The organism is Roseibium polysiphoniae, from assembly GCF_014842925.1.
Lineage (GTDB): Bacteria > Pseudomonadota > Alphaproteobacteria > Rhizobiales > Stappiaceae > Roseibium > Roseibium polysiphoniae.
Genome location: NZ_JACYXJ010000004.1, coordinates 302,463 through 325,568, shown reverse-complemented (window position 1 = coordinate 325,568; position 23,106 = coordinate 302,463). Strand labels below are relative to the sequence as shown.

The 23,106-nt window shown below is 59.1% G+C and carries 20 protein-coding genes; 9 read left to right on the top strand and 11 right to left on the bottom strand.

The genetic code is table 11. From position 1 onward, the window contains the following. Positions 1-26 precede the first annotated feature (26 nt). The 3 genes from IG617_RS11715 to IG617_RS11705 form a co-directional block, all read right to left on the bottom strand. Entirely contained in the window at positions 27-1,058 is a 1,032-nt protein-coding gene (locus IG617_RS11715) for a quaternary amine ABC transporter ATP-binding protein (protein WP_192109395.1), read from the bottom strand. Beyond that, positions 1,051-1,935 (bottom strand): ABC transporter permease, encoded by an 885-nt coding sequence (locus IG617_RS11710; RefSeq protein WP_192109394.1) that lies wholly within the window; start codon positions 1,933-1,935, stop codon positions 1,051-1,053. The genes IG617_RS11715 and IG617_RS11710 overlap by 8 nt, the downstream gene beginning before the upstream one ends. 94 nt (positions 1,936-2,029) lie before the next feature. Beyond that, positions 2,030-3,025 carry an ABC transporter substrate-binding protein gene (locus tag IG617_RS11705; protein ID WP_192109393.1) on the bottom strand — a complete coding sequence of 332 codons (996 nt, stop codon included), beginning with the start codon at positions 3,023-3,025 and terminating at the stop codon, positions 2,030-2,032. A 635-nt stretch (positions 3,026-3,660) separates the two neighbouring features. Here IG617_RS11705 and IG617_RS11700 point away from each other — a divergent pair. From IG617_RS11700 to IG617_RS11690, 3 genes are all read left to right on the top strand, one after another. Beyond that, the gene (locus IG617_RS11700) at positions 3,661-4,074 is read left to right on the top strand and encodes a VOC family protein (RefSeq protein ID WP_192109392.1); all 414 of its coding nucleotides are present in this window, start codon (positions 3,661-3,663) and stop codon (positions 4,072-4,074) included. After that, a complete protein-coding gene (locus IG617_RS11695) occupies positions 4,071-5,033 on the top strand; it encodes a 2-hydroxyacid dehydrogenase (RefSeq protein WP_192109391.1) in 963 nt (320 codons plus the stop codon). The genes IG617_RS11700 and IG617_RS11695 overlap by 4 nt, the downstream gene beginning before the upstream one ends. Positions 5,034-5,143: 110 nt before the next feature. Continuing rightward, positions 5,144-5,962: a sugar phosphate isomerase/epimerase family protein gene (locus IG617_RS11690; RefSeq protein ID WP_192109390.1), complete on the top strand. Its 819-nt coding sequence runs from the start codon at positions 5,144-5,146 to the stop codon at positions 5,960-5,962. 92 nt (positions 5,963-6,054) lie between these two features. On the opposite strand, the gene IG617_RS11685 is transcribed toward IG617_RS11690, so the two are convergent. Continuing rightward, entirely contained in the window at positions 6,055-7,269 is a 1,215-nt protein-coding gene (locus IG617_RS11685) for an MFS transporter (RefSeq protein ID WP_192109389.1), read from the bottom strand. Between the two features lie 166 nt (positions 7,270-7,435). On the opposite strand from IG617_RS11685, the gene IG617_RS11680 reads away from it, so the two are divergent. After that, entirely contained in the window at positions 7,436-8,353 is a 918-nt protein-coding gene (locus tag IG617_RS11680) for a LysR family transcriptional regulator (protein WP_192109388.1), read from the top strand. A gap of 51 nt (positions 8,354-8,404) precedes the next feature. Here IG617_RS11680 and IG617_RS11675 read toward each other — a convergent pair whose 3' ends face one another. Together IG617_RS11675 and gndA are read right to left on the bottom strand one after the other, a co-directional pair. Continuing rightward, positions 8,405-9,328 carry an MYG1 family protein gene (locus IG617_RS11675; RefSeq protein WP_192109387.1) on the bottom strand — a complete coding sequence of 308 codons (924 nt, stop codon included), beginning with the start codon at positions 9,326-9,328 and terminating at the stop codon, positions 8,405-8,407. Between the two features lie 214 nt (positions 9,329-9,542). Further along, entirely contained in the window at positions 9,543-10,976 is a 1,434-nt protein-coding gene (gndA, locus tag IG617_RS11670; RefSeq protein ID WP_192109386.1) for an NADP-dependent phosphogluconate dehydrogenase, read from the bottom strand. 320 nt (positions 10,977-11,296) lie between these two features. Here gndA and IG617_RS11665 point away from each other — a divergent pair, with 320 nt between their 5' ends. Next, positions 11,297-12,277 carry an ABC transporter substrate-binding protein gene (locus tag IG617_RS11665; RefSeq protein WP_192109385.1) on the top strand — a complete coding sequence of 327 codons (981 nt, stop codon included), beginning with the start codon at positions 11,297-11,299 and terminating at the stop codon, positions 12,275-12,277. 179 nt (positions 12,278-12,456) lie between these two features. Beyond that, complete coding sequence (locus IG617_RS11660) at positions 12,457-14,157, top strand: ABC transporter permease (protein WP_192109384.1); 1,701 nt, start codon at positions 12,457-12,459, stop codon at positions 14,155-14,157. Between the two features lie 9 nt (positions 14,158-14,166). On the opposite strand, the gene IG617_RS11655 is transcribed toward IG617_RS11660, so the two are convergent. Then, positions 14,167-15,213 carry an ABC transporter ATP-binding protein gene (locus IG617_RS11655; protein WP_192109383.1) on the bottom strand — a complete coding sequence of 349 codons (1,047 nt, stop codon included), beginning with the start codon at positions 15,211-15,213 and terminating at the stop codon, positions 14,167-14,169. Between IG617_RS11655 and IG617_RS11650 the strand changes: the two genes are divergently transcribed. Next, positions 15,212-16,093: a DUF3800 domain-containing protein gene (locus IG617_RS11650; RefSeq protein WP_192109382.1), complete on the top strand. Its 882-nt coding sequence runs from the start codon at positions 15,212-15,214 to the stop codon at positions 16,091-16,093. The two genes, IG617_RS11655 and IG617_RS11650, sit on opposite strands and share 2 nt — an antisense overlap. A 15-nt stretch (positions 16,094-16,108) precedes the next feature. On the opposite strand, the gene IG617_RS11645 is transcribed toward IG617_RS11650, so the two are convergent. After that, positions 16,109-17,020 (bottom strand): LysR family transcriptional regulator, encoded by a 912-nt coding sequence (locus tag IG617_RS11645; RefSeq protein ID WP_192109381.1) that lies wholly within the window; start codon positions 17,018-17,020, stop codon positions 16,109-16,111. 158 nt (positions 17,021-17,178) lie between these two features. Here IG617_RS11645 and IG617_RS21810 point away from each other — a divergent pair, with 158 nt between their 5' ends. Next, positions 17,179-17,304, top strand: a complete 126-nt coding sequence (locus IG617_RS21810) for a hypothetical protein (RefSeq protein WP_274611774.1) — start codon at positions 17,179-17,181, stop codon at positions 17,302-17,304. A 6-nt stretch (positions 17,305-17,310) separates the two neighbouring features. Here the strand turns inward: IG617_RS21810 and IG617_RS11640 are convergent, their stop codons facing one another. The 3 genes from IG617_RS11640 to IG617_RS11630 form a co-directional block, all read right to left on the bottom strand. Beyond that, on the bottom strand, positions 17,311-18,144 hold the full coding sequence (locus IG617_RS11640) for a phosphate/phosphite/phosphonate ABC transporter substrate-binding protein (protein WP_209008428.1): 834 nt from the start codon (positions 18,142-18,144) through the stop codon (positions 17,311-17,313). A 4-nt stretch (positions 18,145-18,148) separates the two neighbouring features. Next, positions 18,149-19,081: a fatty acid desaturase gene (locus IG617_RS11635; RefSeq protein ID WP_192109380.1), complete on the bottom strand. Its 933-nt coding sequence runs from the start codon at positions 19,079-19,081 to the stop codon at positions 18,149-18,151. 253 nt (positions 19,082-19,334) lie between these two features. Next, positions 19,335-21,791 (bottom strand): Tex family protein, encoded by a 2,457-nt coding sequence (locus tag IG617_RS11630; protein WP_192109379.1) that lies wholly within the window; start codon positions 21,789-21,791, stop codon positions 19,335-19,337. A gap of 223 nt (positions 21,792-22,014) precedes the next feature. Here IG617_RS11630 and IG617_RS11625 point away from each other — a divergent pair, with 223 nt between their 5' ends. Continuing rightward, positions 22,015-23,100 carry a hypothetical protein gene (locus tag IG617_RS11625; protein WP_192109378.1) on the top strand — a complete coding sequence of 362 codons (1,086 nt, stop codon included), beginning with the start codon at positions 22,015-22,017 and terminating at the stop codon, positions 23,098-23,100. Positions 23,101-23,106: the final 6 nt, after the last annotated feature.

Sequence of the window (23,106 nt, the reverse complement as noted above, 5' to 3'; positions counted from 1 at the left end):
TTCGATTTGGTATGATCCAGCGCCCATTAGTGCGAGGCTGGTGTCACCATGGCGGTAATGGTGTCCTGAACTGTCAGAATGCCAACCGGCGTTCCCGACGCATCGACAACATTCGCCTTGCTCTCTCCGGAATCGGCAAAGCTCTTGGCAGCCTCTTCCAGCATGACGCCGGTCGGAATGGTCAGTCCGCCTTCGAGCTTGTTGTCGCGATCCATGACGGTGTCGACGATGATGACACGCCCACGGTTCACTTCCTTGACGAAGCTCGAGATGTATTCATCCGCCGGATTCAGAACGATGTCCTGGCCGGTGCCCTGCTGAATAACAGCTCCGTCGCGCAGGATCGCGATGCGATCTCCCAGGCGCAGCGCTTCATCCAGATCGTGGGTGATGAAGACGATCGTCTTGTGCAGCTCTTCCTGAAGGTCGAGCAGAACCGACTGCATGTCCATCCGGATCAACGGATCAAGCGCCGAGAACGCCTCATCCATCAAGAGAATGTCCGCATCGTTGGTCAGGGCCCGCGCAAGGCCAACACGCTGCTGCATGCCGCCGGAGAGCTGGTTCGGATAGTAGTCCTCGAAACCCTCAAGGCCGACCCGGGCAATCCAGCGTGCCGCGCGCTCTTCAGCTTCCTTGGCACCCACACCCTGGATCTCAAGACCGTAGACCGTGTTTTTCATCACGGTCCGATGCGGCAGAAGCGCAAACTTCTGGAACACCATCGCAGTCTTGTGCCGGCGGAACTCACGAAGCTCACGAGCAGACATCTTGCAGACGTCCTCATCACCGTAGAGCACCTCGCCCGCCGTTGGGTCGATCAGACGGTTGATGTGCCGGATCAAGGTCGACTTTCCCGACCCCGAAAGGCCCATCACCACCTGGATCTTGCCGCCGGGCATGGAGATGTTGATGTCGTTCAGACCAAGAACGTGATTGAAATCCTCGTTCAGCTCGGTCTTGGACATGCCCGCCTTGACCTTCTCGACCATCGTCTCCCCATCGGGACCGAAGATCTTGTAAAGGTTGCGGATCTCAATTCCAGTTGCCTCAGCCATGCACGACCTCCGAATGTTTCTGAAGGCGTTTGCCATAAGCTTGGGTCGCACGGTCGAAGATGATCGCAATGGCAACGATGGCCAGTCCGTTCATGACACCCATGGTGAAATACTGGTTGTTAATCGCCTGAAGAACCGGTTGTCCCAGGCCCTTCACGCCGATCATGGAGGCAACCACGACCATGGCGAGCGACATCATGATGCACTGGTTGATCCCGGCCATGATCGTCGGCAGGGCCAGTGGCAGCTGCACATTCGTCAGCTTCTGCCAGGCAGAAGACCCGAAGGCGTCAGCCGCTTCCAGAACATCCGTATCAACAAGGCGGATACCCAGGTTGGTCAGTCGGATCATCGGAGGGATCGCATAGATCACAACAGCGATAACGCCGGGGACCTTGCCCAGTCCGAAGATCATGACCACCGGGATCAGATAGACGAAACTTGGCATGGTCTGCATCAGGTCGAGCACCGGATTGACAAGTGCCTGAACACGATCGGAGCGCGCCATCAAGATACCGATGGGAATGCCGCACACAATCGCAACCAGTGTACAGACAGCGACCATGGCAATGGTGCGCATGGTGTCTTCCCACATGCCGAAGTATCCGATCAGCAGAAGCGCGATCATTGACCCGACAGTGATCTTGACGCTGCGGCTCATCACAAAGACGATCGCCAGCAGGGCAAGCAGGACAAGCGGCCAGGGCGATGTGATCAGGAGACTTTCAAGCCAGACCAAAAAGGTCTTCAGCGGCTCGAAAATGCTTTCCAGCGTTTCGCCATAGGCACGTGTGAATTCTTTGAAACTACCATCCACGGCCAATCGCAAGTCGCGAAGGTCGCGGCGGCCAAGGGATGGAAACTCGACCCAGTCCATGTTCGTTTTCCTGGTATCCTGGAGGTTCCTAATGGGAGCCCGCGCAGAACGCGGGCTCCGGGCTATTTGAAGAGCGTATTTTCAAAATAGCGTCTTAGAGGGCAGACTTGACCTTCTCTGCAACCTCAGGGGAGACCCACTTTTCCCAAACGTCGGAGTGGTTTTCCAGGAAGTAGAAAGCGCCATCTTCGTTGGTTGCCTGGTTGTCGGTCATCCAAGCCAGAACCTTACCGGCGGTGCGGTTGTCCCAGCTGCGGCCCTTGACATATTCCATGGCAACACCGGCTTTTTCTGCAAAGTCGTCGGTGACGACCGTGTAGACTTCCGAAGCAACCCAGGAGTTCTTCTTCGGCTCAGCACATTCTGTGAGAACCGTGCAGGTGTCCCATTCGGTCTTGTCATGCGGCACTTCGAAGTCGAGCAGCGTCATGTCGTACTTGCCGAGGATCGCAGTTGGCGCCCAATAGTAGCCGAGCCAGCCTTCCTTGCGCTCGAACGCACGTGCGATTGAACCGTCGAGACCAGCGGCAGAACCCGTGTCGACCAGCTCGAAGCCGGCTTCTTCACCACCAAAGGCCTTGAAGAGGTTGCCAGTCGTGATCTGACAGTTCCAGCCTGACGGACAGTTGAAGAAAGCGCCCTTGCTGTCGTCTTCAGCGCCCGGGAACAGCTCAGGATGCTTCATAGCTTCAGCAACAGTCGTAATGCCGTGTTCTTCTGCGATGTAGGTCGGAACCCACCAGCCTTCGACGCCACCTTCATTGAGAATCTCACCGCCGATGATCAGATCGCCTGCAGCGACAGCCTTGTCGAGCGGCTCACGTACAGCGTTGATCCAAAGTTCCGGCGCCATGTCAGGCTCGGACTTTTCGTTCATGGAGGTGAAAGTCGGCATGGTGTCGCCGCTGACCAGCTCGACTTCGCAGCCGTAACCTTCTTCAAGAATGATCTTGTCGATGTGTGCGATGGCACCGGCTGACGCCCAGTTCATTTCAGCGACGGTTACGGTACCGCATTCTTCAGCAGCCATTGCTGAAGACGCGCCCATGCAAAGGGTCGCGGCAGCGACCGATACAAACAACTTCTTCATGTGATTACTCCACTGCAGTCTGTCTGTTAGGTGATGGAAGAAAAGACGACGCGAAAACACTCGAAGAGTAGTTTTCAGCATCAGAAATCATTTTCGCAGATTTGGTAATAAAGCGGCCAGTCACGCGGAGATCCACAAACTGTTTTCGATATTCAGTTTTGGATACAATTCGACGCATTATTCCACTTCTATCTGACACTAATCCTGCGCATCCCTGTAGGCGCAGCCCAAGGAACGGAGAAATATTTTCTCGCTTCAAACAGGATCTGATCGAGAGCTACTTTACACTATGAACCCGGAGACACAACAGCCGGAAGCCATATTCGAGCGCTCTTGCAAGGATCATTCAATTGACGGCGCATTTGCGACAGCTTCCTGCGCGAAGGCGTCATTTTTATGCCTTTAATATGCCGGCAAGTGATTCTCACGATGGCAAATCAGAAATATTTTTGCCAATAATATCGCAAATTCGACAAGCCTCCTGTCGACGCCGGCTTACATCTTGCGCGCGCAATCCCTGGTTCACATGCAAATTTTCCGCGTGCCACCGAGAATGCGCCCCTGACCACTCGCGCTCAATGCGTATAAATGCGAAGTAGAGACACTCTTCCCTGCCGCAAGAAAACGAGACACCGATGCCTTCCTGCTTTCACCTTGCCTATCACGTCACAGATCTGGACCAGGCCCGTACATTCTATGGCGATCTCCTGGGCTGCAAGGAGGGTCGCAGCACCGAAACCTGGGTCGATTTCGACTTCTTCGGCCACCAGATTTCCCTTCATCTCGGCGAACCGTTCAAGACGACCAACACCGGAAAGGTCGGGGAACACATGGTCCCCATGCCCCATCTCGGTGTGGTGCTGGACATGCCAACCTGGAAAAAGCTTGCCGACAAGCTGACCGCCGCAAAGCTGGACTTCGTCCTCGAACCGACGATCCGCTTTCAGGGCGAGCCCGGCGAGCAAAGCACCATGTTCTTCCGCGATCCTTCCGGAAACCCGATTGAAGTTAAAGGGTTTGCCGATACCAGCGGAATTTTTGCGTCATGAGTGCCCGGGGATCGCACGGCATTCTGCCGCTCGTCGCCAGAGCTCCTGCCGAAGAATTGCAGGACTGGCTCGAGACGCTGAACAAGGTCCTCACCTCTGGCCTCGAAGTGAAACTGCTTGGCGGCCTTACGCCTGAAGAAAGACAGGCCGCTGAGGTCGCGATTGTCGCCAACCCGGATCCTGCCGAGCTTTTGAACCTGCCCAACTTGAAATGGGTTCACAGTCTTTGGGCCGGTGTCGAGCGCCTGACAAGCGAACTCCCCAAGGACGGACCTGCCATTGTCCGCATGGTCGATCCGCAGATGGCCGAAACAATGTCCGAAGCCGTGCTCGCCTGGACGCTGTACCTCCACCGCAACATGCCGCGCTATGCCCGCCAACAAACCAGGAAGGCCTGGCTCGAGCACACACTCAAGCTGCCGTCGGAACGCACGGTCACGATCCTGGGCCTCGGCAACCTGGGCAAGACGGCCGCGCTGCGCCTGAAAGCCAATGGCTTCAACGTCTGCGGCTGGAGCCGAAGCCAGAAACAGATCGACGGCATCGAGACACATTCCGGCACAGAGGGCTTCAAGACAGCCCTCGGCAAGGCGGACATCGCTATGCTGCTGATGCCTCTGACACCGGACACAAAAGGCATGATGGATGCCGCAGCGCTTGCGTCGATGCCGGCGGGCGCAAGCCTGATCAACTTTGCCCGGGGGCCGATCATCGACGACGACGCCCTGCTCACCGCTTTGGACAATGGGCATATCGACCATGCAGTGCTTGATGTCTTTGCGACCGAGCCTCTGCACGAAGACCACCGTTACTGGGATCATCCCGCAGTCACCGTCCTGCCGCACATTTCAGCCCCGACCATCCAGTCGACGGCCTCCAGGATCGTGGCCGGAAACATCGCCGAATATATGAAGAGCGGCACAATCCCCGAAAGCGTCGATCGCACCCGGGGATACTGAGCAGAAACATGCAAGCTGGAGCCGCCGTTGTCGCGGCTCTGTCAAACAGTCTGTCTATGACATCGCCGGGGCCGCGATTACGCGGCCATCTTCACTGACAGGCTGACATTATGACCGATCTTCCCATTCTCGGCGCCGCGCTGAACCTGAACTCCTTCGAGACACTTCGCGATGTGATGCTGGAAAAGCCGCGCGATCTCGAGCTGCAGGACTTTGTTGACGCGACTGTTTTGAACGGCGACTGGGCTTCGGTCGTTGAGCGGGCCAAGACGGTTCTCGACGGTCATGAAGGTCGCCTCGGCATTCATGGCCCATTCTGGGGATTCACGGTCAACACGATGGATCCGGATGTACGTGAAATCGTCAAGCGCCGCCTCGGCCAGGGCCTCGATGTCTGCGAGGCACTGGGCGCAACCCACATGGTCGTGCACAGCCCGTTCTCGACCTGGGACTACAACAACCTCGACAATTACGACGGCGGCCGCTACCGCATGGTCGAGCTCTGCCACCTGTCCATGGCCGACGCCGTGAAACGCGCTGAAGACATTGGCTGCGAGCTGGTTATCGAGAACATTGAGGACAAGGACCCCCATGACCGGGTGAAGCTCGCCGACAGCTTCAACTCCAAGGCCGTCGCCGTCTCGATCGACACAGGCCATGCCCATTATGCTCATGGCAGCACCGGCGCTCCGCCCGTCGACTATTACGTCAAGGCTGCCGGCAACCGCCTCCGTCACATTCACCTGCAGGACGCGGACGGCTACGCCGACCGGCACTGGACCCTGGGCGAAGGCACCATTCCCTGGCCGTCCGTCTTCGCAGCGCTTGGCAAACTCGACAGTCAGCCCCGGCTGATCATCGAACTGCGCGACCATTCCGGCCTCCCGGCCTCCATTGCCAATATGAAGGCAATGGGTCTGGGGCAGTAACGCCGGAGCAGTTGGATCGGACGTCTCAACAAGCAATCCGGCAAGGTCTGCGATCCGCAGGCCTTGCCGGGTCGCCATCAAGCATTCGACCTTCAACCCTGCTGCGTGACCTCTGATCGCGCGCCTTGATCAGGTTTCATCTGGTGACGGAGGTGATAGAGCAGAGCGAGAACCGCGAGGCTCAACCCGAAGATGGCAACGCCGTGCCAGCCTGCCAGGCTCATGATCTTCACCCCGGCAGCCGAACCAAAGGCAGCTGCGAGATAATACCCGAGCATGTAGACTGCGTTCATCCGGCTTTGTGCACTCGGATCGATCGAAAAGACCCGCACCTGGTTTGGTATCTGCGCCCCGAAGACACCGAGGTCGAGCAGAATGATGCCAACAACAAGCCCTACCAGGCTGTCGCCCCAGATCGCCAGCACCACGAAGGACAAGGCGACGCAGACCAGCGCCACCGAGATCAGACGGCCCGGTCCGAAGGTATCGACAAGGCGTCCTGATACCTTCGCGCCGAAAATACCCGCGATGCCCACCAGGCCGAACAAACCCGCCTGCTGAACCGTGAAGAAGAAGGGCTCGGCAGTCACATGAATGGCCAGCGTTGCCCAGAGCGCATTGAACGCAGCGAACCAGAGAGCACCGGTCAAGGCCGACTCCCTCAGCAGCCTGTGTGTCTTGATCAAGCCAAACATGGAGACGATCAGCTCCGGGTAGCGAAGGGAGACCTGAGGCTTTTGAGCTGGCAGCTTCATCCTCAGCAGAACGCCAAAAAGCGCTGCCAGGATCGCAGCAAACAGAAACACCGAACGCCAGCCGAAGTACTCTGCAATGGAACCGCTCACCGTTCGCGACAGCAGGATGCCGATTGTCAAACCGGTCATCAGCGTGCCCATCGTCTTGCCCCGGGTGTCAGGATTGGAGAGGGCCGCTCCAAGCGGGATCAATTGCTGGGTGATGTTGGCACCCAGTCCGGCGACAAAGGATGCGGCCACCAGAACGCCAAAGTTCGGCGCCACGAAGACGGCCAACAACGCAACTGTCAGCAGCATCGAAAGATAGCTGATCAGGTCCCGGCGTCCGATGGTGTCGCCAAGAGGCGAGATGAGCAGGATGGCGACAGCGTATCCCATCTGCGAAGCAGACGGGACCAGGCCTAGGGCCTCATCCCCAAGACCAAAGGTCTTCCCGATCTCCGGCAGCAGTGGCTGATTGTAATACAGCGTGGCCGCGGTCGCGGAGACCGCCGCAGCCATCAGCAACAGGAGTGGTCCCGATAGGGGATTGGCTTGGTCCTTGTCGGTCATGTTCATTTCCTCATGTGACGTCCGGCGTCGGTTTCGTCACGGCGTCGGGAATTGTGACTGGCCAGCTTGCGCCAGCGCCTCTGTACACGGGAAATAAGCGCTGCTTCTCAATAACAAAAATGCTAATTACATATATAATTGATAGCAAATTCGTATAGGTGCCGCCATGGAAATACGGGTCCTGAGAACCTTCGTCACCGTTGCGCAGTTGAAGGGCTTTTCCGCAGCGGCCCGGGCACTCAATACGGTCCAGCCCGCCGTCAGCCGGCAGATATCCGATATCGAGGAAGAATTGGGCGTCCGTCTCTTCTGGCGGTCGACCCGAGATGTCAGGATCACCGCCGCAGGCGAAACACTGCTGCGCGAGGCACTGGAGATCCTGGCCCATGAAGAGCGGGCGCGCAAACTGGTGCAAAGGGCCGGAAGCGGTCAGATCGGCCGCTTGCGGATCGGCTTTATCAGCTCCGCCTGCCAGGCCTTTCTGCCCGGTCTGGTTCGTGCCTTCACACGAGACTTTCCCGACGTTCAGGTCACCTTGACGGAAATGAACGCCGACGCCCAGGCCGAGGCACTGGCCGCAGGTCAGTTGGACATTGCCCTGTCCCGCGCCCTGCCGCCACGCGGCGCAGCCGACGTCGAGAGCCTGGAAATCTATGTCGACAGGTTGATGGCCTTCGTGCCGGATGATCATCCCCTGGCCGCTAGGCAGACCCTGCAGATCGGCGACCTGGCGCCCGTCCCCTTCGTCCTGTTTCAACGCAGCGGTGCCTCTGGCCTTTTCGACCAGATCGTCAGCGCCTGCCGCGACGCCGGATTTTCAATCGACATTGCGCACCAGTCGAACAGCATGCAGGCGGTCTTGAGCGGCGTCGCCTCCGGCCTTGGCGTTTCAATTGCGCCAGGCTGCATTCGTCAGCTCAACATGGCAGGGTGCAAAAGCCTGCCGCTTCTCGAGGACGCCGGGCCGGTTCCCTTTGTCCTTCATCACCGCGCAGACCAGGTCGAACCGCCCACCCGTGCGTTCATCGACCTGGCCATCGAGTCCCGAGCCGACATCCGGGAGAAAATGAAACTCAGCGAATAGGGAAGCGCCTCAACCCCGCCCCAAGCAGCTACGGCCTTGCATACCCGCGTATCAGACTTGCTGCACTTCCTTCACCGCAAGCTCTGCCATTTGAAGGATTGCTTCGCGGGAGTCCGCCACCGCGATGAAGCGGGCGTTGTGGCAGAACTTCGCGCCCTTGACGCCGCACGCCTCTTCCAAAGCCGCATCCGTCAGACCCGCCCATGCAGCAGGCAGATCCGCCCGTTGATCAAAGGTGTCACTGGACAGGTTGATGCCGTTCAGCGCCCAGTCATCGCCGCGCGGATTGACCATGAAGAGAATGTGGTCGGCCTCCGCCTTATCCAAAGCGGAGCGAAATGGCATGCCCATTGGCAGCTCGAGGATCGGTGACGTGCCGGCCTTTGCAATCGCATCCAGCACGATGGTCTGAGCACGATACTTCGCAGCAAGGTTGCCGATAAACGCTTCGACAAAACTGCGGGCAATCGGCAGAGCTGCAAAAAACCCATCATCATCCGCAGTGGGCGACGCATCATCAAAGACCGGCTTCAGGCTGCCCAGAAGAGACGGCAATGTCAGGGCGGACAGCGGACCGGCCACAGACGGATCCATCGCGCCATTGTCCAGAAGGTCGATCGGCAGCACGAATTTTTCGTCAAACGAGCCGTGAATCTCCTCAATGTCCTGCTCGGGCACATCCATCGCCGCCAGATAGGCACGGCCATAGTGTTTCCAGATCAAGCCGAAGGAACTGAAAGGCTGTTCGTCTTCACGCAGCGGGCCAGGCCTCTGGTGATGATCGAAGATCTGCGCTTCCCCGTCATAAGCCCCGCCGACATCATAGATGATCTTGCCCGCAGCTGGCGTGATCCACTGCCGGTCCCGCGTCCGCGTCAGCTTCGCATCGGGATAGAGCCTTGTCAGCACGACCGACGACAGCATTTCGTCCGCATGGAAGCCGCCCGAATGGGTAACAAGGTGGGAGATGGTCATGTGGCGCGGCTCCAGGCGGGCTTTCAGGTCAAAAGGCGATCAGGCAGTCGATTGCTTGAGAATTCACGGGCCTTTTCACAGCGAATGGCCGGCAGATCAACATCTCTGTTCAAGTTAAGTTAAGGCCAGCGCCCTTTGACCGCTCTTTAAACACGAAAAGGCCGGATCGCTCCGGCCTTTCCTTTTGAATTTGTCGATCGTGACCGATGTCAGCCTAGCTGGCGTTCATGGCCCATGGCCCGTGGTAGCCGGAGCCGTCCTTGTCGGTGCGCTCAAAACCATGAGCGCCGAAGAAGTCACGTTGGCCCTGGAGCATGTTCGCGGTCGAGCGTTCCGTCCGCATGATGTCGAAGTAGGACAGCGCGGCGGAAAGCGCGGGAACCGGCAGGCCTTTCAGCGCGCCCTCGGCAACGACCTTGCGCAGCGCGTCGTGGGTCTCGCTCAGCTTGGCCGAGAAGAACGGCGCAAGCATCAGATTGCGGGACGGATCTTCCGCCAACGCATCGGCCATGTCGTTCAACATGGCAGAGCGGATGATGCAGCCTTCACGCCAGATCTTGGCGATCTCCGGCAAAGGCATGGCCCAGCCATACTGTTTGGCCGCTTCCAGGATTAGGCCGAAGCCCTGCGCGTAGCAGATGATCTTGCCGGCAACGAGCGCGGCTTCCAGCATCTGTGTCGCGATCACGGCTTTGTCGGAAGCCTGAGGCGCCGCGCCAAAAACCGCCTCGCCCATTTTGCGTTCATCAAGACGTGCGGACAGATTGCGCGCGGCAACTGCTGCCTCGATGGCGCTGGCCGGTGTGCCCAGCATCAGGGCTTCAATCGCGGTCCAGCGGCCCGTGCCCTTCTGACCGGCCTTGTCCAGAATGATGTCCAGCATCGGACGGCCAGTCTCAGGATCGGTCGCTCGGGCAACCTTGCCGGAGATTTCGATCAGGTAGGACTGCAGGATGCCACCGTTCCAGCCTTCGAAGACTTCGGCGATCTCGGCAGACGTCATGCCGAATCCATCGCGCATGACGCCATAGACTTCCGCGATCATCTGCATGTCGGCATATTCAATGCCGTTGTGAACGGTCTTGACCAGATGACCTGCGCCAGCGTCCCCGAGATGCGCGGCACAAGGCACGTCGCCATGCTTTGCGGAGATGGCCTCCAGCACATGACCGACCTGGTCCCAGCCATCGGCGGGTCCACCGGCCATGATCGACGGGCCGAAGCGAGCGCCTTCTTCACCACCGGAGACACCGATGCCCATGAAGCGCGCGCCGGCCGCTTTTGCTTCTTCATCCCGGCGGTTGGTGTCGTGATAGTTGGCGTTGCCTGCATCGATGATCAGGTCCTGCGGATCCAGCAGCGGACGCAAGGCGGCGATCTGGGCGTCCACAGCATCACCGGCAGGCACCATCAGGATGATCGCGCGCGGGCTCTTTATGGCCGCGACGAAGTCTTCCAGCGTCTTTGTCGGGACAATCTTGTCCGCCAGAGCCCCTGCCGAGGCATGAAAGCTGTCCGCCTTGTCCGCCGTGCGGTTGAAGACGGCGATGGAAAAGCCGTTTTCCGCAATGTTCAGCGCCAGGTTGCCACCCATCGTGCCCAGCCCGATCAATCCGATTTCGGCTGAGCCCGTAACTGCTTCGGCCATGGGTGCTTCCTTTCACAATAGTTTCGTTTGGGAATTTCTTGGTTGCGGAGTGATAGCCCATGCGACCGCATTCCGGCAATTGCCTAATCCAACCTTGCGCGCTCTTTTGCATTTTCCATGGCCAGTCGCCAATGACGCCGCCGACTATCGGCGGAAATTGCCGCACGACGAACTTCAACCTGTGACTGAAACGAGAAAATTAGCCAGCTAATATCACCATCAAAATCCGAAGACGCCTTACTTAAACTGTCATGAAAGACTGCTAGAGCGCCTCGCAGTCGCATCCCTCCTGCGGCACGCATTCTACGAGGATCCTCATGATGAAAAAGCTTCTTATTGCAGCCACGATGCTTGCTGCTGCCACCGGCCAGTCCTTCGCAGCCGACGTTTCCGGCAAGCTGGTGCTCTACACCTCCCAGCCGAACAAGGACGCGCAGGCAACCGTCGACGCATTCTCCGCCGCAAACCCGGGCGTTGAAGTCGAGTGGGTCCGTGACGGCACCACCAAGATCATGGCTAAGCTGCGCGCTGAATTCGAAGCTGGCGCTCCCAAGCCTGACCTTCTCCTGATCGCCGACATGGTCACCATGGAAGGCCTGAAGGCCGAAGGCCGCCTGATGGCGCACGAAGGTGCTGACGTTTCCGCCTATGATCCTGCGATCATGGACGACGACAAGACCTATTTCTCGACGAAGCTGATCACCACCGGCATCGTTTACAACACCAATGCGCCGATCAAGCCGACCTCCTACAAGGATCTGCTGGAAGCCGACGCAAAGGGCAAGATCGCCATGCCGTCGCCGCTAACATCCGGCGCTGCCACCATCCACATGGCCGCTCTGACGTCCAACCCGGATCTCGGCTGGGCATACTACGAAGGCCTGGCTGACCAGGGCGCCAACCCGAAGGGCGGCAACGGCGGCACCTACAAGGCTGTTGCCGGTGGTGAAAAGCTCTACGGCTTCGTCGTTGACTTCCTGCCGATCCGCAACAAGCTGGAAGGCGCTCCGGTTGAGTTCGTTTTCCCGGAAGAAGGCGTTTCTGCTGTCACCGAGCCGGTCGCGATCCTCTCCACCGCTCAGAACCCGGACGCTGCCAAGGCTTTTGTTGACTTCCTGATCTCCGAAGAAGGCCAGAAGCTGGCCTCGTCCCAGGGTTACCTGCCGGCACACCCGGCTGTTGCTGGTCCTGAAGGCTTCCCGGCGCGTCAAGACATAAAGCTGATGGACTTCGATCCGGCTGCTGCTCTGGAATCCGACGCTGCCAACAAGATGAAGTTCACCGAGATCTTCGGCGGCTAATCGGCCTCTCAAAAACTAAGACAGCGGCGCGGGCAACACCCTGCGCCGCTGTCCGTTTTCTGAGGCTTAGCCTGAGGAAACCGGGACGCAAGGCGCCGAAACCGTCTGCCAGCCTTGGTTCCTCGTTCCCAGGAACGCCCTGATCACGCCCCACCACCCACGCTTCTGATCGCCGCTTCATGACCGCCATCTTCCGCACAGAACGCCTAACCCTCGTGTTTCTCGTCCTCACGATCACGGCGATCTGCGGCCTGCCCCTGCTGCTCCTGTTCAAGATCGGCCTGACGGCAGAAGGCAGCCTGAATATTGCGCCCCTTCTCGAGGCCCTGCAGAGCCGGTCGGTCCTCCGGGCACTTTGGCACTCACTGGAAAGCAGTGCGCTTTCGGCCCTCTTCGCGACCATTCTCGGCACCGCGCTCGCCCTTGTCATCGGCCTCACCAACGTGCGCGCCAAGGGGCTTCTCGTCTTCCTGATCTTGCTGCCGATGATGATCCCGCCCCATGTGACGGCCATCGCCTGGATCCAGGCGCTTGGCCCGGCAAGTCCGGTTCTGCGCTGGCTCTCGATCGCGCCGGAACTCGGCTCGGATCACCCACTATATTCCCGAGAGGGCCTAGTGCTGCTCCTGACGCTGCAGCACAGCCCGCTGGTGTTTCTTCTGGTCCGCGCAGCGCTCAGATCCTTCCCGCGCGAGCTGTCCGATGCCGCCCGTGTCAGCGGCTCGGGCGCCACGCGCATGCTGGTCAAGATCACGCTGCCGCTGCTGTCGCCCGCGCTGATGGCAGGCTTTGCCCTCGCCTTTGTCGCCGCGCTCGGCAACTTCGGCATCAACGCCCTCATCGGCATTCCGGCCCGTTACACGACGCTGCCAGTCCTGGTCTGGCGGCGGCTGGCAAGCTTCGGTCCGGACGTCCTGCCCAATGTGGCGATCATCTCCGTCATTCTCGCACTGGTCGCCCTGGTCGCCATCGTCATCCAGACTGTCCTGCAAAAACGCATGCGCTCGGCTCTGGTCGGCCTGCCTCAGGCACCGCTCGACATTGCCCTTGGCAAGCACCGCCTGCCGGTCGAAGCACTGCTTTGGCTGTTTGTCGCTTCGGTGCTGTTGTTGCCGGCAGCATCTCTTTTGGCCACCTCGCTGGTCAAAACCTACGGACTGGATCTGTCGCTCGAAACACTGACCTTGAGCAATTTCGCCGAGGTTCTGTGGCGCCAGTCGGTGACACTTCGGGCCTTCGCCAATTCCACCGGCATTGCCACACTTGCCGCATTGGTGATTGCCGGTCTTTCGATCCTGCTCGGCTACTTTCTCGTCAGCCGCAAGGCAGGGCAGCGATTGATGGCGGGGATCGCTGGATCGCAGGCAGAGATCGCCTTTGCCGTCCCCGGTCTGGTCATGTCGATCGCCTTTATCCTGGCGTTCATCAGGCCGTTGCCAATCGTCAACATCTCCCTTTACGGCACGCTCTGGATCATCCTGATCGCCTATGTCTCCTGCTTCGTCGCCGTCGGCCTCAAGCCTGTCGTCGCTGCCTTCCTGCAGATGGACATGAGCCTTGAAGACGCCGCCAGGGTTTCGGGTGCGGGCTTCGGCCGTCGGATACGCAAGATCTTCGCACCGCTCGTCGCCCCTGCCGCAGCATCGGGCGGCATCCTCGTGTTCCTGACAGCCTACAATGAGGTCACTGTATCGGCCCTCTTGTGGTCGACCGGAAACGAGACCATCGGCACCACCATCTTCAACTATGAAGACGGCGGCTACACCACGCTGGCAGCTGCCATGTCGGTCGTGGTGGTCCTGGCAACCATCGTCATCATGGTGGCGATGAATGCACTCACCAAAAAGGTGCCAGCCGGGACCATCCCCTGGCGCAGCTAGGAGAGAAAATCAGGCTGGCAGCACCCAGCCGCCGTCGATGGAAATCGCCAGGCTGTCGCCGGCAGCTGCCTTGTGCGGGATATTGACCAGAACCGCCTGCTCCTGCCCGTCGAGCCGCACATTGGCTTCCCAGAAGCCGCCGCGATAGGTGACGCGGTCAACGACCGTCTCCAGGTCCCGGTCCTCGCCTGTGGTGCGCACGTGTTCCGGCCGGACAATGATCCGGGCCATGCCGATTTCCGTGTCCTGCGGGCAGGGAATTTCAACGGCGTGCCCCGCCAGGGAAACCAGCGCGCGTTCGCCGCGTACGGCGAGGATTTCGCCAGAAAGGATCGTGCTGCGGCCAATGAAGCCCGCCACCCGTTCGTTGACCGGCCGGTCATAAAGCCCCTCTGGCGTGTCCGCCTGAAGCACCTTGCCGTCCCACATCAGCGCGACCTTGTCGGCAAGCGCCATGGCCTCGCGCTGATCGTGGGTGATGAAGAGGGTCGTTGACCCGCTCTTCTTGTGAAACTCGGCCAGTTCCGCTTCCATCGCACTGCGCAGATGCGGATCGAGGTTTGCCAGCGGCTCGTCCATGAGCACGGTCTTCGCCCCCTGCGCCAGACAGCGGGCCAGCGCCACGCGCTGCCGCTGGCCACCGGAGAGATCTGCCGGCTTGCGATCGGCAAACGGTGTCAGTTCGACGGTTTCAAGGCAGTTGTTCGTCCGGGCCGTCACATAAGTTCCGGCCCGCTTTGCCGTTTCCAGCGGAAAGGCAACGTTTTGGCGAACGCTCATATGCGGCCACAACGCATAGGACTGGAACACCACGCCCACATTGCGCGCTTCCGGCGGCTGATGCAGCCCCTTGCCCGCCACCTGCGTGCCGGCCAGGTGAATGTCGCCGCTGTCAATCGGCTCGAGCCCGGCAATCGCGCGCAGAAGCGTCGATTTTCCGCAACCGGACGGGCCGAGAACGACGAAGAAATCGCCGGTATCGATCTCAAGGGACACATCATCAAGGGCGGCGTGGGATCCGAAGGTTTTCCGGACGGAAGAAAGGCGCATTGTCATGACGGGCGAATACCCGCATTTTATGACATTGGAATTAAAGACAGCTTTTGACGCATTTTCTAGACAAATACCCACCTCAATTACGAGGATCAGGATGAAGTACACGTTTTACATCGACGAGAGTGGCGATGCAGGTATCGGTAAAATTAGAACCGACAACACCCCGGGGTCATCGCCATACATGACAATGGGCGGAGCCCTGATACCAGAGGTCAAAAAGGATGAAATCAGACAAGCTTTGGTGAATTTGAAAGCAATTATAAAAAAGGAATTGCACTGCTCAGAACTAAATCACATTCAGAAGATAAAATTCGCAAAAGAAGCCTCAGAACAACAAATCTTATTGTTCGGACTCATCTCAAGAAAGGAAACACTCAAAGAGTACAAATCAACAATCGATGGAGACAATAAGAAATTTTACAATAAGTGCGCCTCCTACCTTATAGAATACCTCTGCGCCTTTCTAAAAGAGAAGAAAATTAGTCGAAACGACGTAGACATTGTATTTGAAGAAGGTAATTTTGACTATAACGCATTAAAGAACTATATTAAACGCTGCCGGAAGACACCGCTATATACGCCAACCAAAATACTGACACACATCGACGCAAATAACATTAGCGCACAACCAAAACAAAATGAGATTTTACTCGCCATCCCAGACCTTGTGGCTCACGCGCTTTTCAAATGCGTAGATAAAACAGCTGGAAATCACTTTATTACGGAATATAGATATCTAAAAGAAATATCGAGAAAGTTCCATCACTCCGTGATTACAAATAAAATAGTAGGCTCCGGAATCAAGCCAATTCACAAGCTTGAGAGTCTAATTTTAGACAAAGATACTTTTGATTTCTTCAAAGATCTCAAAGCACGCTAGAATTTACACTCTTCATCACGCGGCCTGCCCGCTCATGCCATGCGACATCTCGCGGAAACACTCGATGACGTGTTCGGCGAAGGCGCGGGTGGCTTTGCCCGCTCTCGGACGCCGCTGCATGATGATGTGGTAGTTGCCGATCTCCGGCAGGTCATGGCGTTCGTCCAGAACCTGCAAGGGATGCTCGACCACACTTGCCGGGAACGGCGCGATGGCGAGATCAGCAAGCAGGGCTGCTTCCTGTCCCGCGCTGTGAAAGCTGGTGTAGGAAATCCGGTAGGGCTTCTGCACGCTGTCGAGCGCGATCCGGGCCGCGCGCCGCCAAGGACAGCCTGACGTCGCCACCGCCAGTGGCAGGGGGTCACGCTCGTAGGCAACGCCATTTTCAAGACCGGCCCAGACCAACGGTTCGGTGAAAACGATCTCGCCGCCCTTGGCCAGCTCGCTGTCCGGTCGCGCGGTGAACAGGACCAGGTCCAGGTCGCCGTTCTTCAGTTCCTTGTTCAGATGCGGGCTGCCGTCCAGATGCACGTCCACATTCACGCCCGGATGGGTGCGGGCGAAGCGCGACAAAAAGGTCGGCAGGAATCGCGTTCCGAAGTCCGACGGCGCCCCAAAGCGCACTTCCCCCTCGACGTTCGGCGAGAGGAACAGGCCCACCGCCTCCTCGTTCAGCATCAGGATCCGGCGGGCGTAGCCAAGGAGCGCCTCGCCCTCCATGCTCAGCCGGACGCTGCGCCCTTCCCGGACGAAGACCGAAACCCCAAGGATTCCCTCGAGTTTCTTGATCTGCATCGACACGGCGGACGGGGTTCGCCCGACCAGTTCTGCGGCCTTGGTGAAGCTCGACGTCTCCGCGATCACCAGAAACGTCCGGTAGAGTTCCATGTCGATCAGCGTTGTGCCCGGGTTGGGTGTCGTTTCCATCAAGTCGCCCCTGCGTTCAGTTCAATATTATTGAACCAATATATAAAAACAATTCGTTTGATTGAAAGGCCTTGAAGGATCATATCAGTCTCAAGCGGCCCGGGAACATCGTGATCGAGGACCGCGTTGTAAAAAACCAACTTGGGATTGGAAATGCCATGACATATCTGACTCAGATCCTCGGCACGACCCTGATGGGCGTTGTCTCCGGCCACTCCGCAGCTCAGCTCGGTCAAATGAACCAGACGCTGCGCGCTGGACAGGCTCGCAAAGGCCGCAAGTAATCCCGGCTAGACAAGCTCCGGATACCCGAGATTTTCGGCTTCCAGCCGCATCTCGATCAGGGGCCGATAGTCGTCAGACGATAAAACACTAAAGCCGCGAATGCCCAGGCGTTCGCGGCTTTCTTGCGTATTGCGCGCCTCGAAGACCGACACAGCGGCAGCACGGATGTTTTCGATGACACTGCGAGGGTGACCTGCAGCCGTCACCAGCGGCAGCCCCGGAACCTGCCGGCTGCGGCCAATGGCCTTGAGCGCGCTGAAAAGCCCCGGCCGGACGCGGCGCACCAGATCCAGGCAGACAGCATCGGTGCAACAGACGTCCGCCTTCCCGGCAGCGACGGCCTCCATCGATTTCAGATGACCGCCCGTCTCAAGGGTCTCACCGAAAAAGGCCTTGCCGCCAGCGACCTGCGCGACGCAATGGCGAAAGGCATTGTAGCCGGACTGACTGTCCCGGCTGTTGAAGGCGGCGCGCTTGCCTTCAAGGTCCTCAAGCCGGTCAAATCCACTGCCCGCCCGCACCAATATATGGCTGCAGTAAAGCGGCCCCTCGCAGCCAGGCGCATCGTAATGCGGGGTCAGCAGCGGTTCGACTTTGCCTTGAAGGAATGTCACCAGCGGATAGCCGCACGTCTGGGAGAGCAAGAGGCCTCGATTGGCCCAGCGCGTCGGCAGTTCATCCTGGTCCGGCCGCCAGTTCCAGATTTGGTTCGGGTGAATGTCCACTGCCTTGAAGATGGCCCGGCTCAACTCGCACTCAAGAACCTCGGTCGCAGCGCGGACTTCCGGCCAGTCATACATCGGCAAAGCGATTGGCTTGTACCGCGGCTGATCCAACATCACTTCATGCGTCCCTGTTCATTGCCTTGCTGTCGGCATTGCGAACACCGACCAACGGATGCGGCACCGGCTCCTTCGGCGTCAGGAAATACTGCAGCATGAGCGCAACGTAGCTGGGGTAGACGTAGCCGTCATTGCGTTTCTGCCATTCCTCTCGTCGGCTGCGGTAAAGCATCGGCAGCTGATACCAGGACACCCGTGGATGGGCGTGATGCACCACGTGAAGGTTGTTGTTGAGGAAGAGCAGAGAAAACACCGGACAGAACTCGACAATCACCGAGCGACCTTCCGGGGTTTCATGCGCCCTGTGCTCTGCAAAGGTGCGCAGCATCAAGAGGCTCATGGCCGGATAGGCGACGAGGAGCGCATAGACCCAGAAGTCGAGGCCAGCCACCTGCGTCACCAAGACGAACACCAGCGCCAGACCGGCAGCATGATGCCCCCAGGCATTGCGAACGCCCGGCTCGTTGGCGAGAAGCCCCCTGGCCTCGGCGCCCCAAAAGCCGACCATGGACACCAGCGGCCCGATCGTCAGACGGCCGAGCAGCGTGTTGTTCACCGACAGGATCCAGCGCAAGGGTTTCGGCAGGCCCTGCCAGTCCGACCAGGCATAATAGAAGCTTTCCGGATCATCGTAAGGGTCGGTCAACCGGTCATTGTTGTGATGGCGCAGGTGCAGTGCCTTGAAGCGGCGGTAGGGGACAAAGACGCCCAGCGGCAGATAGACCAGTGCTTCGTTGATCCAGGCATTGCGGGTCGGATGCCCATGAAGGACTTCATGCTGCAATGAGCTGTGCAGGGTCACCATGACCGCCGCGATGGCAAGGCTTACGGCCAGTCCCAACCCGGTCTCAAACGACAGAACAGCCAGCCAGATCCCATGGACCACAACGATCAACGCAAGCGTCGGCCACTCGCAAACTTTCGGCTGCAGCACCTCATCCCCTTGGAAAATTTGAAAAAATTTAGGCTTCCAAGGGATGAGGTGCCAGATCGCTCTGCCTGAGACAACGAGAGACTTATGAACAAATCTGACAGGAAGTGATTTTTATCACCGACTGCGGATAAGTATCCACGCAGCTGCAAAAAGGCGCTATCGGATCACCAAAATCGCCTCAACGGTCATGACAGTCGGCCCCAGAAATCTGTGTCTATCCCGGGGCCGCGCGGTCCACGCCTCGTTTGAACGTCTATTTCTTGCCCTTGTTCATCGCCGCAGCCAGCGCGGCGGCCATGGCGTTGTTGCCACCAGCACCGTCTCCGCGCGGCGCACCGCCGCCTGAACCGTCGCCACCAGGCCCCCGGCCTCTCGGCTTGCCGCCACCCGGACGCGGGCCACGTCCCGGACCACCGCCGCCCCGGTCATCCCGGTTGCGATCGGCCTGACGCTCTTTCTGGCCCTGATAGTCTGCGGCCGATTTCATCGTCATGGAGATGCGCTTGCGCTTCACATCCACTTCGAGGACCGTCACCTTCACGATGTCGCCAGCCTTGACGATCTTGTGCGGATCATCGACGAACTTGTCCGCCAGCTGGGAGACATGCACCAGCCCGTCCTGATGCACACCGACATCAACGAAGGCGCCAAAGTTGGTGACATTGGTCACCGTGCCTTCCAGCTTCATGCCCGGCTTCAGATCGGAAATCTCCTCGACCCCATCCTGCAGAGCAGCGGTCTTGAACTCCGGACGCGGGTCGCGGCCCGGCTTCTCCAGCTCCGACAGGATATCGCGCACCGTCGGCAGACCGAAGCGCTCGTCCGTGAAGTCCTTCGGATCGAGCCCCTGCAAAAGCCCGCTGTTGCCCATGATTTCATGGAGATCGCGGCCGCAAGCCTTCACGATGCGCTTGGCCAGGGGATAGGCCTCCGGGTGTACCGATGAGGCATCCAGCGGGTCCGCCCCGCCGGTGATGCGCAGGAAACCGGCGCAAAGTTCAAACGCCTTGGCGCCAAGCCGCGGCACATCCTTCAGCTGCTTGCGGCTGGTGAACTTGCCTATGCTGTCGCGGTGGTCCACCACCGCCCGCGCCAGACTGTCGGACAGGCCGGAAATCCGCGTCAGCAGGGCGGGCGATGCCGTGTTGAGATCCACACCCACCGCATTCACCGCATCTTCAACCACCGCATCGAGGGCGCGGGCCAGCTTTGTCTGGTTGACGTCATGCTGGTACTGGCCGACACCGATGGACTTGGGCTCGATCTTCACCAGTTCCGCCAGCGGATCCTGCAGCCGGCGGCCGATGGAGGCCGCGCCGCGCAGGCTGACATCCACATCCGGCATTTCCTTCGCCGCCAGTTCCGAGGCCGAATAGACCGAGGCGCCTGCCTCATTCACGATCACCTTGACCGGCCGGCTGGCCGGCGGAATGTCGCCCAGAACATCGGCCGTCAGCCGGTCCGTCTCCCGGCTCGCCGTGCCATTGCCGATGGCGATCAGCCCGACCTTGTGCTTGGCGATCAACGCCAGCAGCGTGGCCCGTGAGCCGGAGACATCATTGCGCGGCTGGAACGGATAGACCGTCGCCGTGTCGATCAGCTTGCCCGTCTCGTCGACAACGGCAACCTTGACGCCGGTGCGGATGCCAGGATCCAGCGCCAGCGTTGACTTTGCCCCGGCAGGTGCGGCCAGAAGCAGATCCTTCAGATTGCGGGCGAACACCTGGATTGCCTCTTCCTCGGCCTTGTCGCGCAAGACACCCATGAGGTCGAGCTCCAGATGCAGGGCCAGTTTCACCTTCCACGCCCAGCGCGCCACGTCCATCAGCCACTTGTCACCCGGGCGGCCCTGATCTGCGATGCCATAGGTGTCAGCAACCAGCTTCTCGGCCGGTTTGACCAGTGAGACATCGTCGGCGTCCACGGTCAGATCAACCGACAGAATACCTTCGTTGCGCCCCCTGAAGAGCGCGAGCGCCCGGTGGCTGGGGATCTTCGACAGGGGCTCGGAATAGTCGAAATAGTCCGCGAACTTCGCACCTTTTTCGGCCTGACCATCGATCAGCTTGGAGGTGACGACGCCCTTGTCATTCATGTAGCGCCGCAACTGGCCAACGAGCCCGGCGTTTTCGGCGAAACGCTCCATCAGGATCTGCCGCGCGCCATCAAGGGCGGCTTTCACGTCCGCAACACCCTTGTCGCCATCGACATAGGAAGCAGCCTCCGCTTCCGGGTTTTTCATCGGGTCACCGAGCAACAGGTCAGCCAGTGGCTCCAGCCCGGCTTCCCGCGCGATCTGGGCCTTGGTCCGGCGCTTCTTCTTGAAGGGCAGATAAAGATCCTCGAGAGCCGATTTGGTCTCGGCCAGCGCAATGCCTTTCGCCAGGTCATCAGTCAGTTTGCCCTGTTCGTCGATCGACTTGACGATGGCGACGCGCCGGTCTTCCAGCTCCCGCAGATAGATCAGCCGCTCTTCCAGCTTCCGAAGCTGGGTGTCGTCCAGCCCGCCGGTCGCTTCCTTGCGGTAGCGGGCAATGAAGGGAACCGTTGACCCCTCGTCCAGCATGGCCACCGTCGCACTGACCTGATCCGGCTTGCAGGCGATTTCATCGGCAATGCGCCGGGCGATGCGGATCGCCACATCGGTCGGCAGACCGGCGGACTTCTTGCCGTTGGTGGCAGGCGGGGTCAGATCGGAGGATTCGGACATATCGGGACTTTTCCATCACGCTTGAGGGCAAGCGAAGATAGTGCCCGAAGATGAGGCGATAAAGGGACCAACGCACGAGATCCCCAGAACAGGTGATCAGCACATCACATCATTGCTGGTGGACCTACCGCCAGCTTGCAACCGGCATAGTTCTCTGCAAACGTGAATTTGTCCTGCGCACACGCAGAACACGTCCTTCATTTTCGAGCTGCTGGGGAGCCTCATGGATACGAAGGTCTTGGACATTGCCGTCCAGAAGGGGATCATCAAAACGTCACAGCGGGATGCGATTGCCGCGTTGATCCCGCAAAACTCTGCAGACGAGACCGGCTTCAAGCTTGATTTCACGACAATCCTCTGGGTCGGCGGCGCAGGCATTGTCATCATGGGCTTGGTCGCACTCTCAATGGAAGCGGCCGAGATCTCCGAAGCCCTGCTCGCAACCCTGTTTGCAATCTACGCCGTCGTGTTCCTCGGGCTATCCCTCATTCTGGAGCGACGCGAAAAGTCGAAGCTGCTGTGCGCAATTCTTGCGACCGGTTTCGCCCTCTGCCTGACGCTCGCCTACATCACGCTGCAAACCGGCAGCGACGACTACAAGTACTTCTTCGACTATTCAAACGAGTACCAGGTTCCCGAAGAGAACGTCATTCCGCTGTACCAGCAGGACCTGCTGACCTGGATCCTGGGCTCCGCAGTCGCTCCGTCCCTCATTCTTCTGGCGAGCGGCCTGTTTGTCCTGCAGCGCTTCGCCTTTCTGCCCGCCTGGAGCCTTGTCATCCTCGCGATCATTGCCCTGACGCAGGAGATTGCCGTCCGCGCCTTCTACGATCCGCATGGTCTGCAGGTGATCTCTCAGTGGCACCTGATTTCCTTTGGCCTGCTGATCTATCTTGCTGGCTGGTGGATGGACCTCAAGGCGCCGGTGAACCATGGCTTCTGGCTCAACAAGCTTGGCATGCTGCCCCTGTCGGCGGGTCTCGGGATCCTGTTCAGCGAAGGCAGTGACCCGGTCAAATGGATCTTCCTTGCCACCTGCCTTCTCGCCATTGCCCTATCTGTCTTTTTGAGGCGGCCGTCCGGGATCGGGTTCGGCGCCTTGGGTATTTTGACCGTCATCATCTGGCGGTTCGATGTCCATGAAGACGACCTGACGCTGGCGCTCGTTCTGACCGCCATCGGCTTTGCCACGGTGGCTGCGGGCTACTACCTGCAAAAGCACATGGATCCGCTCGCTTCCCGCATTCCAGAGCCGCTTCTCAGGTTCAGACCGGAACAGCGCGACGATCCGGTCACCTTCGGATACTGAAACATC

Excerpts from the sequence above, each read along its gene's own strand:
- IG617_RS11675 (WP_192109387.1), bottom strand. The coding sequence starts at position 9,328 with ATGACCATCTCCCACCTTGTTACCCATTCGGGCGGCTTCCATGCGGAC.
- IG617_RS11645 (WP_192109381.1), bottom strand. The coding sequence starts at position 17,020 with ATGGAAACGACACCCAACCCGGGCACAACGCTGATCGACATGGAACTC.
- IG617_RS11685 (WP_192109389.1), bottom strand. The coding sequence starts at position 7,269 with ATGACCGACAAGGACCAAGCCAATCCCCTATCGGGACCACTCCTGTTG.
- IG617_RS11665 (WP_192109385.1), top strand. The coding sequence starts at position 11,297 with ATGAAAAAGCTTCTTATTGCAGCCACGATGCTTGCTGCTGCCACCGGC.
- IG617_RS21810 (WP_274611774.1), top strand. The coding sequence starts at position 17,179 with ATGACATATCTGACTCAGATCCTCGGCACGACCCTGATGGGCGTTGTC.
- IG617_RS11625 (WP_192109378.1), top strand. The coding sequence starts at position 22,015 with ATGGATACGAAGGTCTTGGACATTGCCGTCCAGAAGGGGATCATCAAA.
- IG617_RS11660 (WP_192109384.1), top strand. The coding sequence starts at position 12,457 with ATGACCGCCATCTTCCGCACAGAACGCCTAACCCTCGTGTTTCTCGTC.
- IG617_RS11655 (WP_192109383.1), bottom strand. The coding sequence starts at position 15,213 with ATGACAATGCGCCTTTCTTCCGTCCGGAAAACCTTCGGATCCCACGCC.
- IG617_RS11630 (WP_192109379.1), bottom strand. The coding sequence starts at position 21,791 with ATGTCCGAATCCTCCGATCTGACCCCGCCTGCCACCAACGGCAAGAAG.
- IG617_RS11695 (WP_192109391.1), top strand. The coding sequence starts at position 4,071 with ATGAGTGCCCGGGGATCGCACGGCATTCTGCCGCTCGTCGCCAGAGCT.
- IG617_RS11710 (WP_192109394.1), bottom strand. The coding sequence starts at position 1,935 with ATGGACTGGGTCGAGTTTCCATCCCTTGGCCGCCGCGACCTTCGCGAC.
- IG617_RS11640 (WP_209008428.1), bottom strand. The coding sequence starts at position 18,144 with ATGTTGGATCAGCCGCGGTACAAGCCAATCGCTTTGCCGATGTATGAC.
- IG617_RS11690 (WP_192109390.1), top strand. The coding sequence starts at position 5,144 with ATGACCGATCTTCCCATTCTCGGCGCCGCGCTGAACCTGAACTCCTTC.
- gndA (WP_192109386.1), bottom strand. The coding sequence starts at position 10,976 with ATGGCCGAAGCAGTTACGGGCTCAGCCGAAATCGGATTGATCGGGCTG.
- IG617_RS11705 (WP_192109393.1), bottom strand. The coding sequence starts at position 3,025 with ATGAAGAAGTTGTTTGTATCGGTCGCTGCCGCGACCCTTTGCATGGGC.
- IG617_RS11650 (WP_192109382.1), top strand. The coding sequence starts at position 15,212 with ATGACGGGCGAATACCCGCATTTTATGACATTGGAATTAAAGACAGCT.
- IG617_RS11715 (WP_192109395.1), bottom strand. The coding sequence starts at position 1,058 with ATGGCTGAGGCAACTGGAATTGAGATCCGCAACCTTTACAAGATCTTC.
- IG617_RS11700 (WP_192109392.1), top strand. The coding sequence starts at position 3,661 with ATGCCTTCCTGCTTTCACCTTGCCTATCACGTCACAGATCTGGACCAG.
- IG617_RS11680 (WP_192109388.1), top strand. The coding sequence starts at position 7,436 with ATGGAAATACGGGTCCTGAGAACCTTCGTCACCGTTGCGCAGTTGAAG.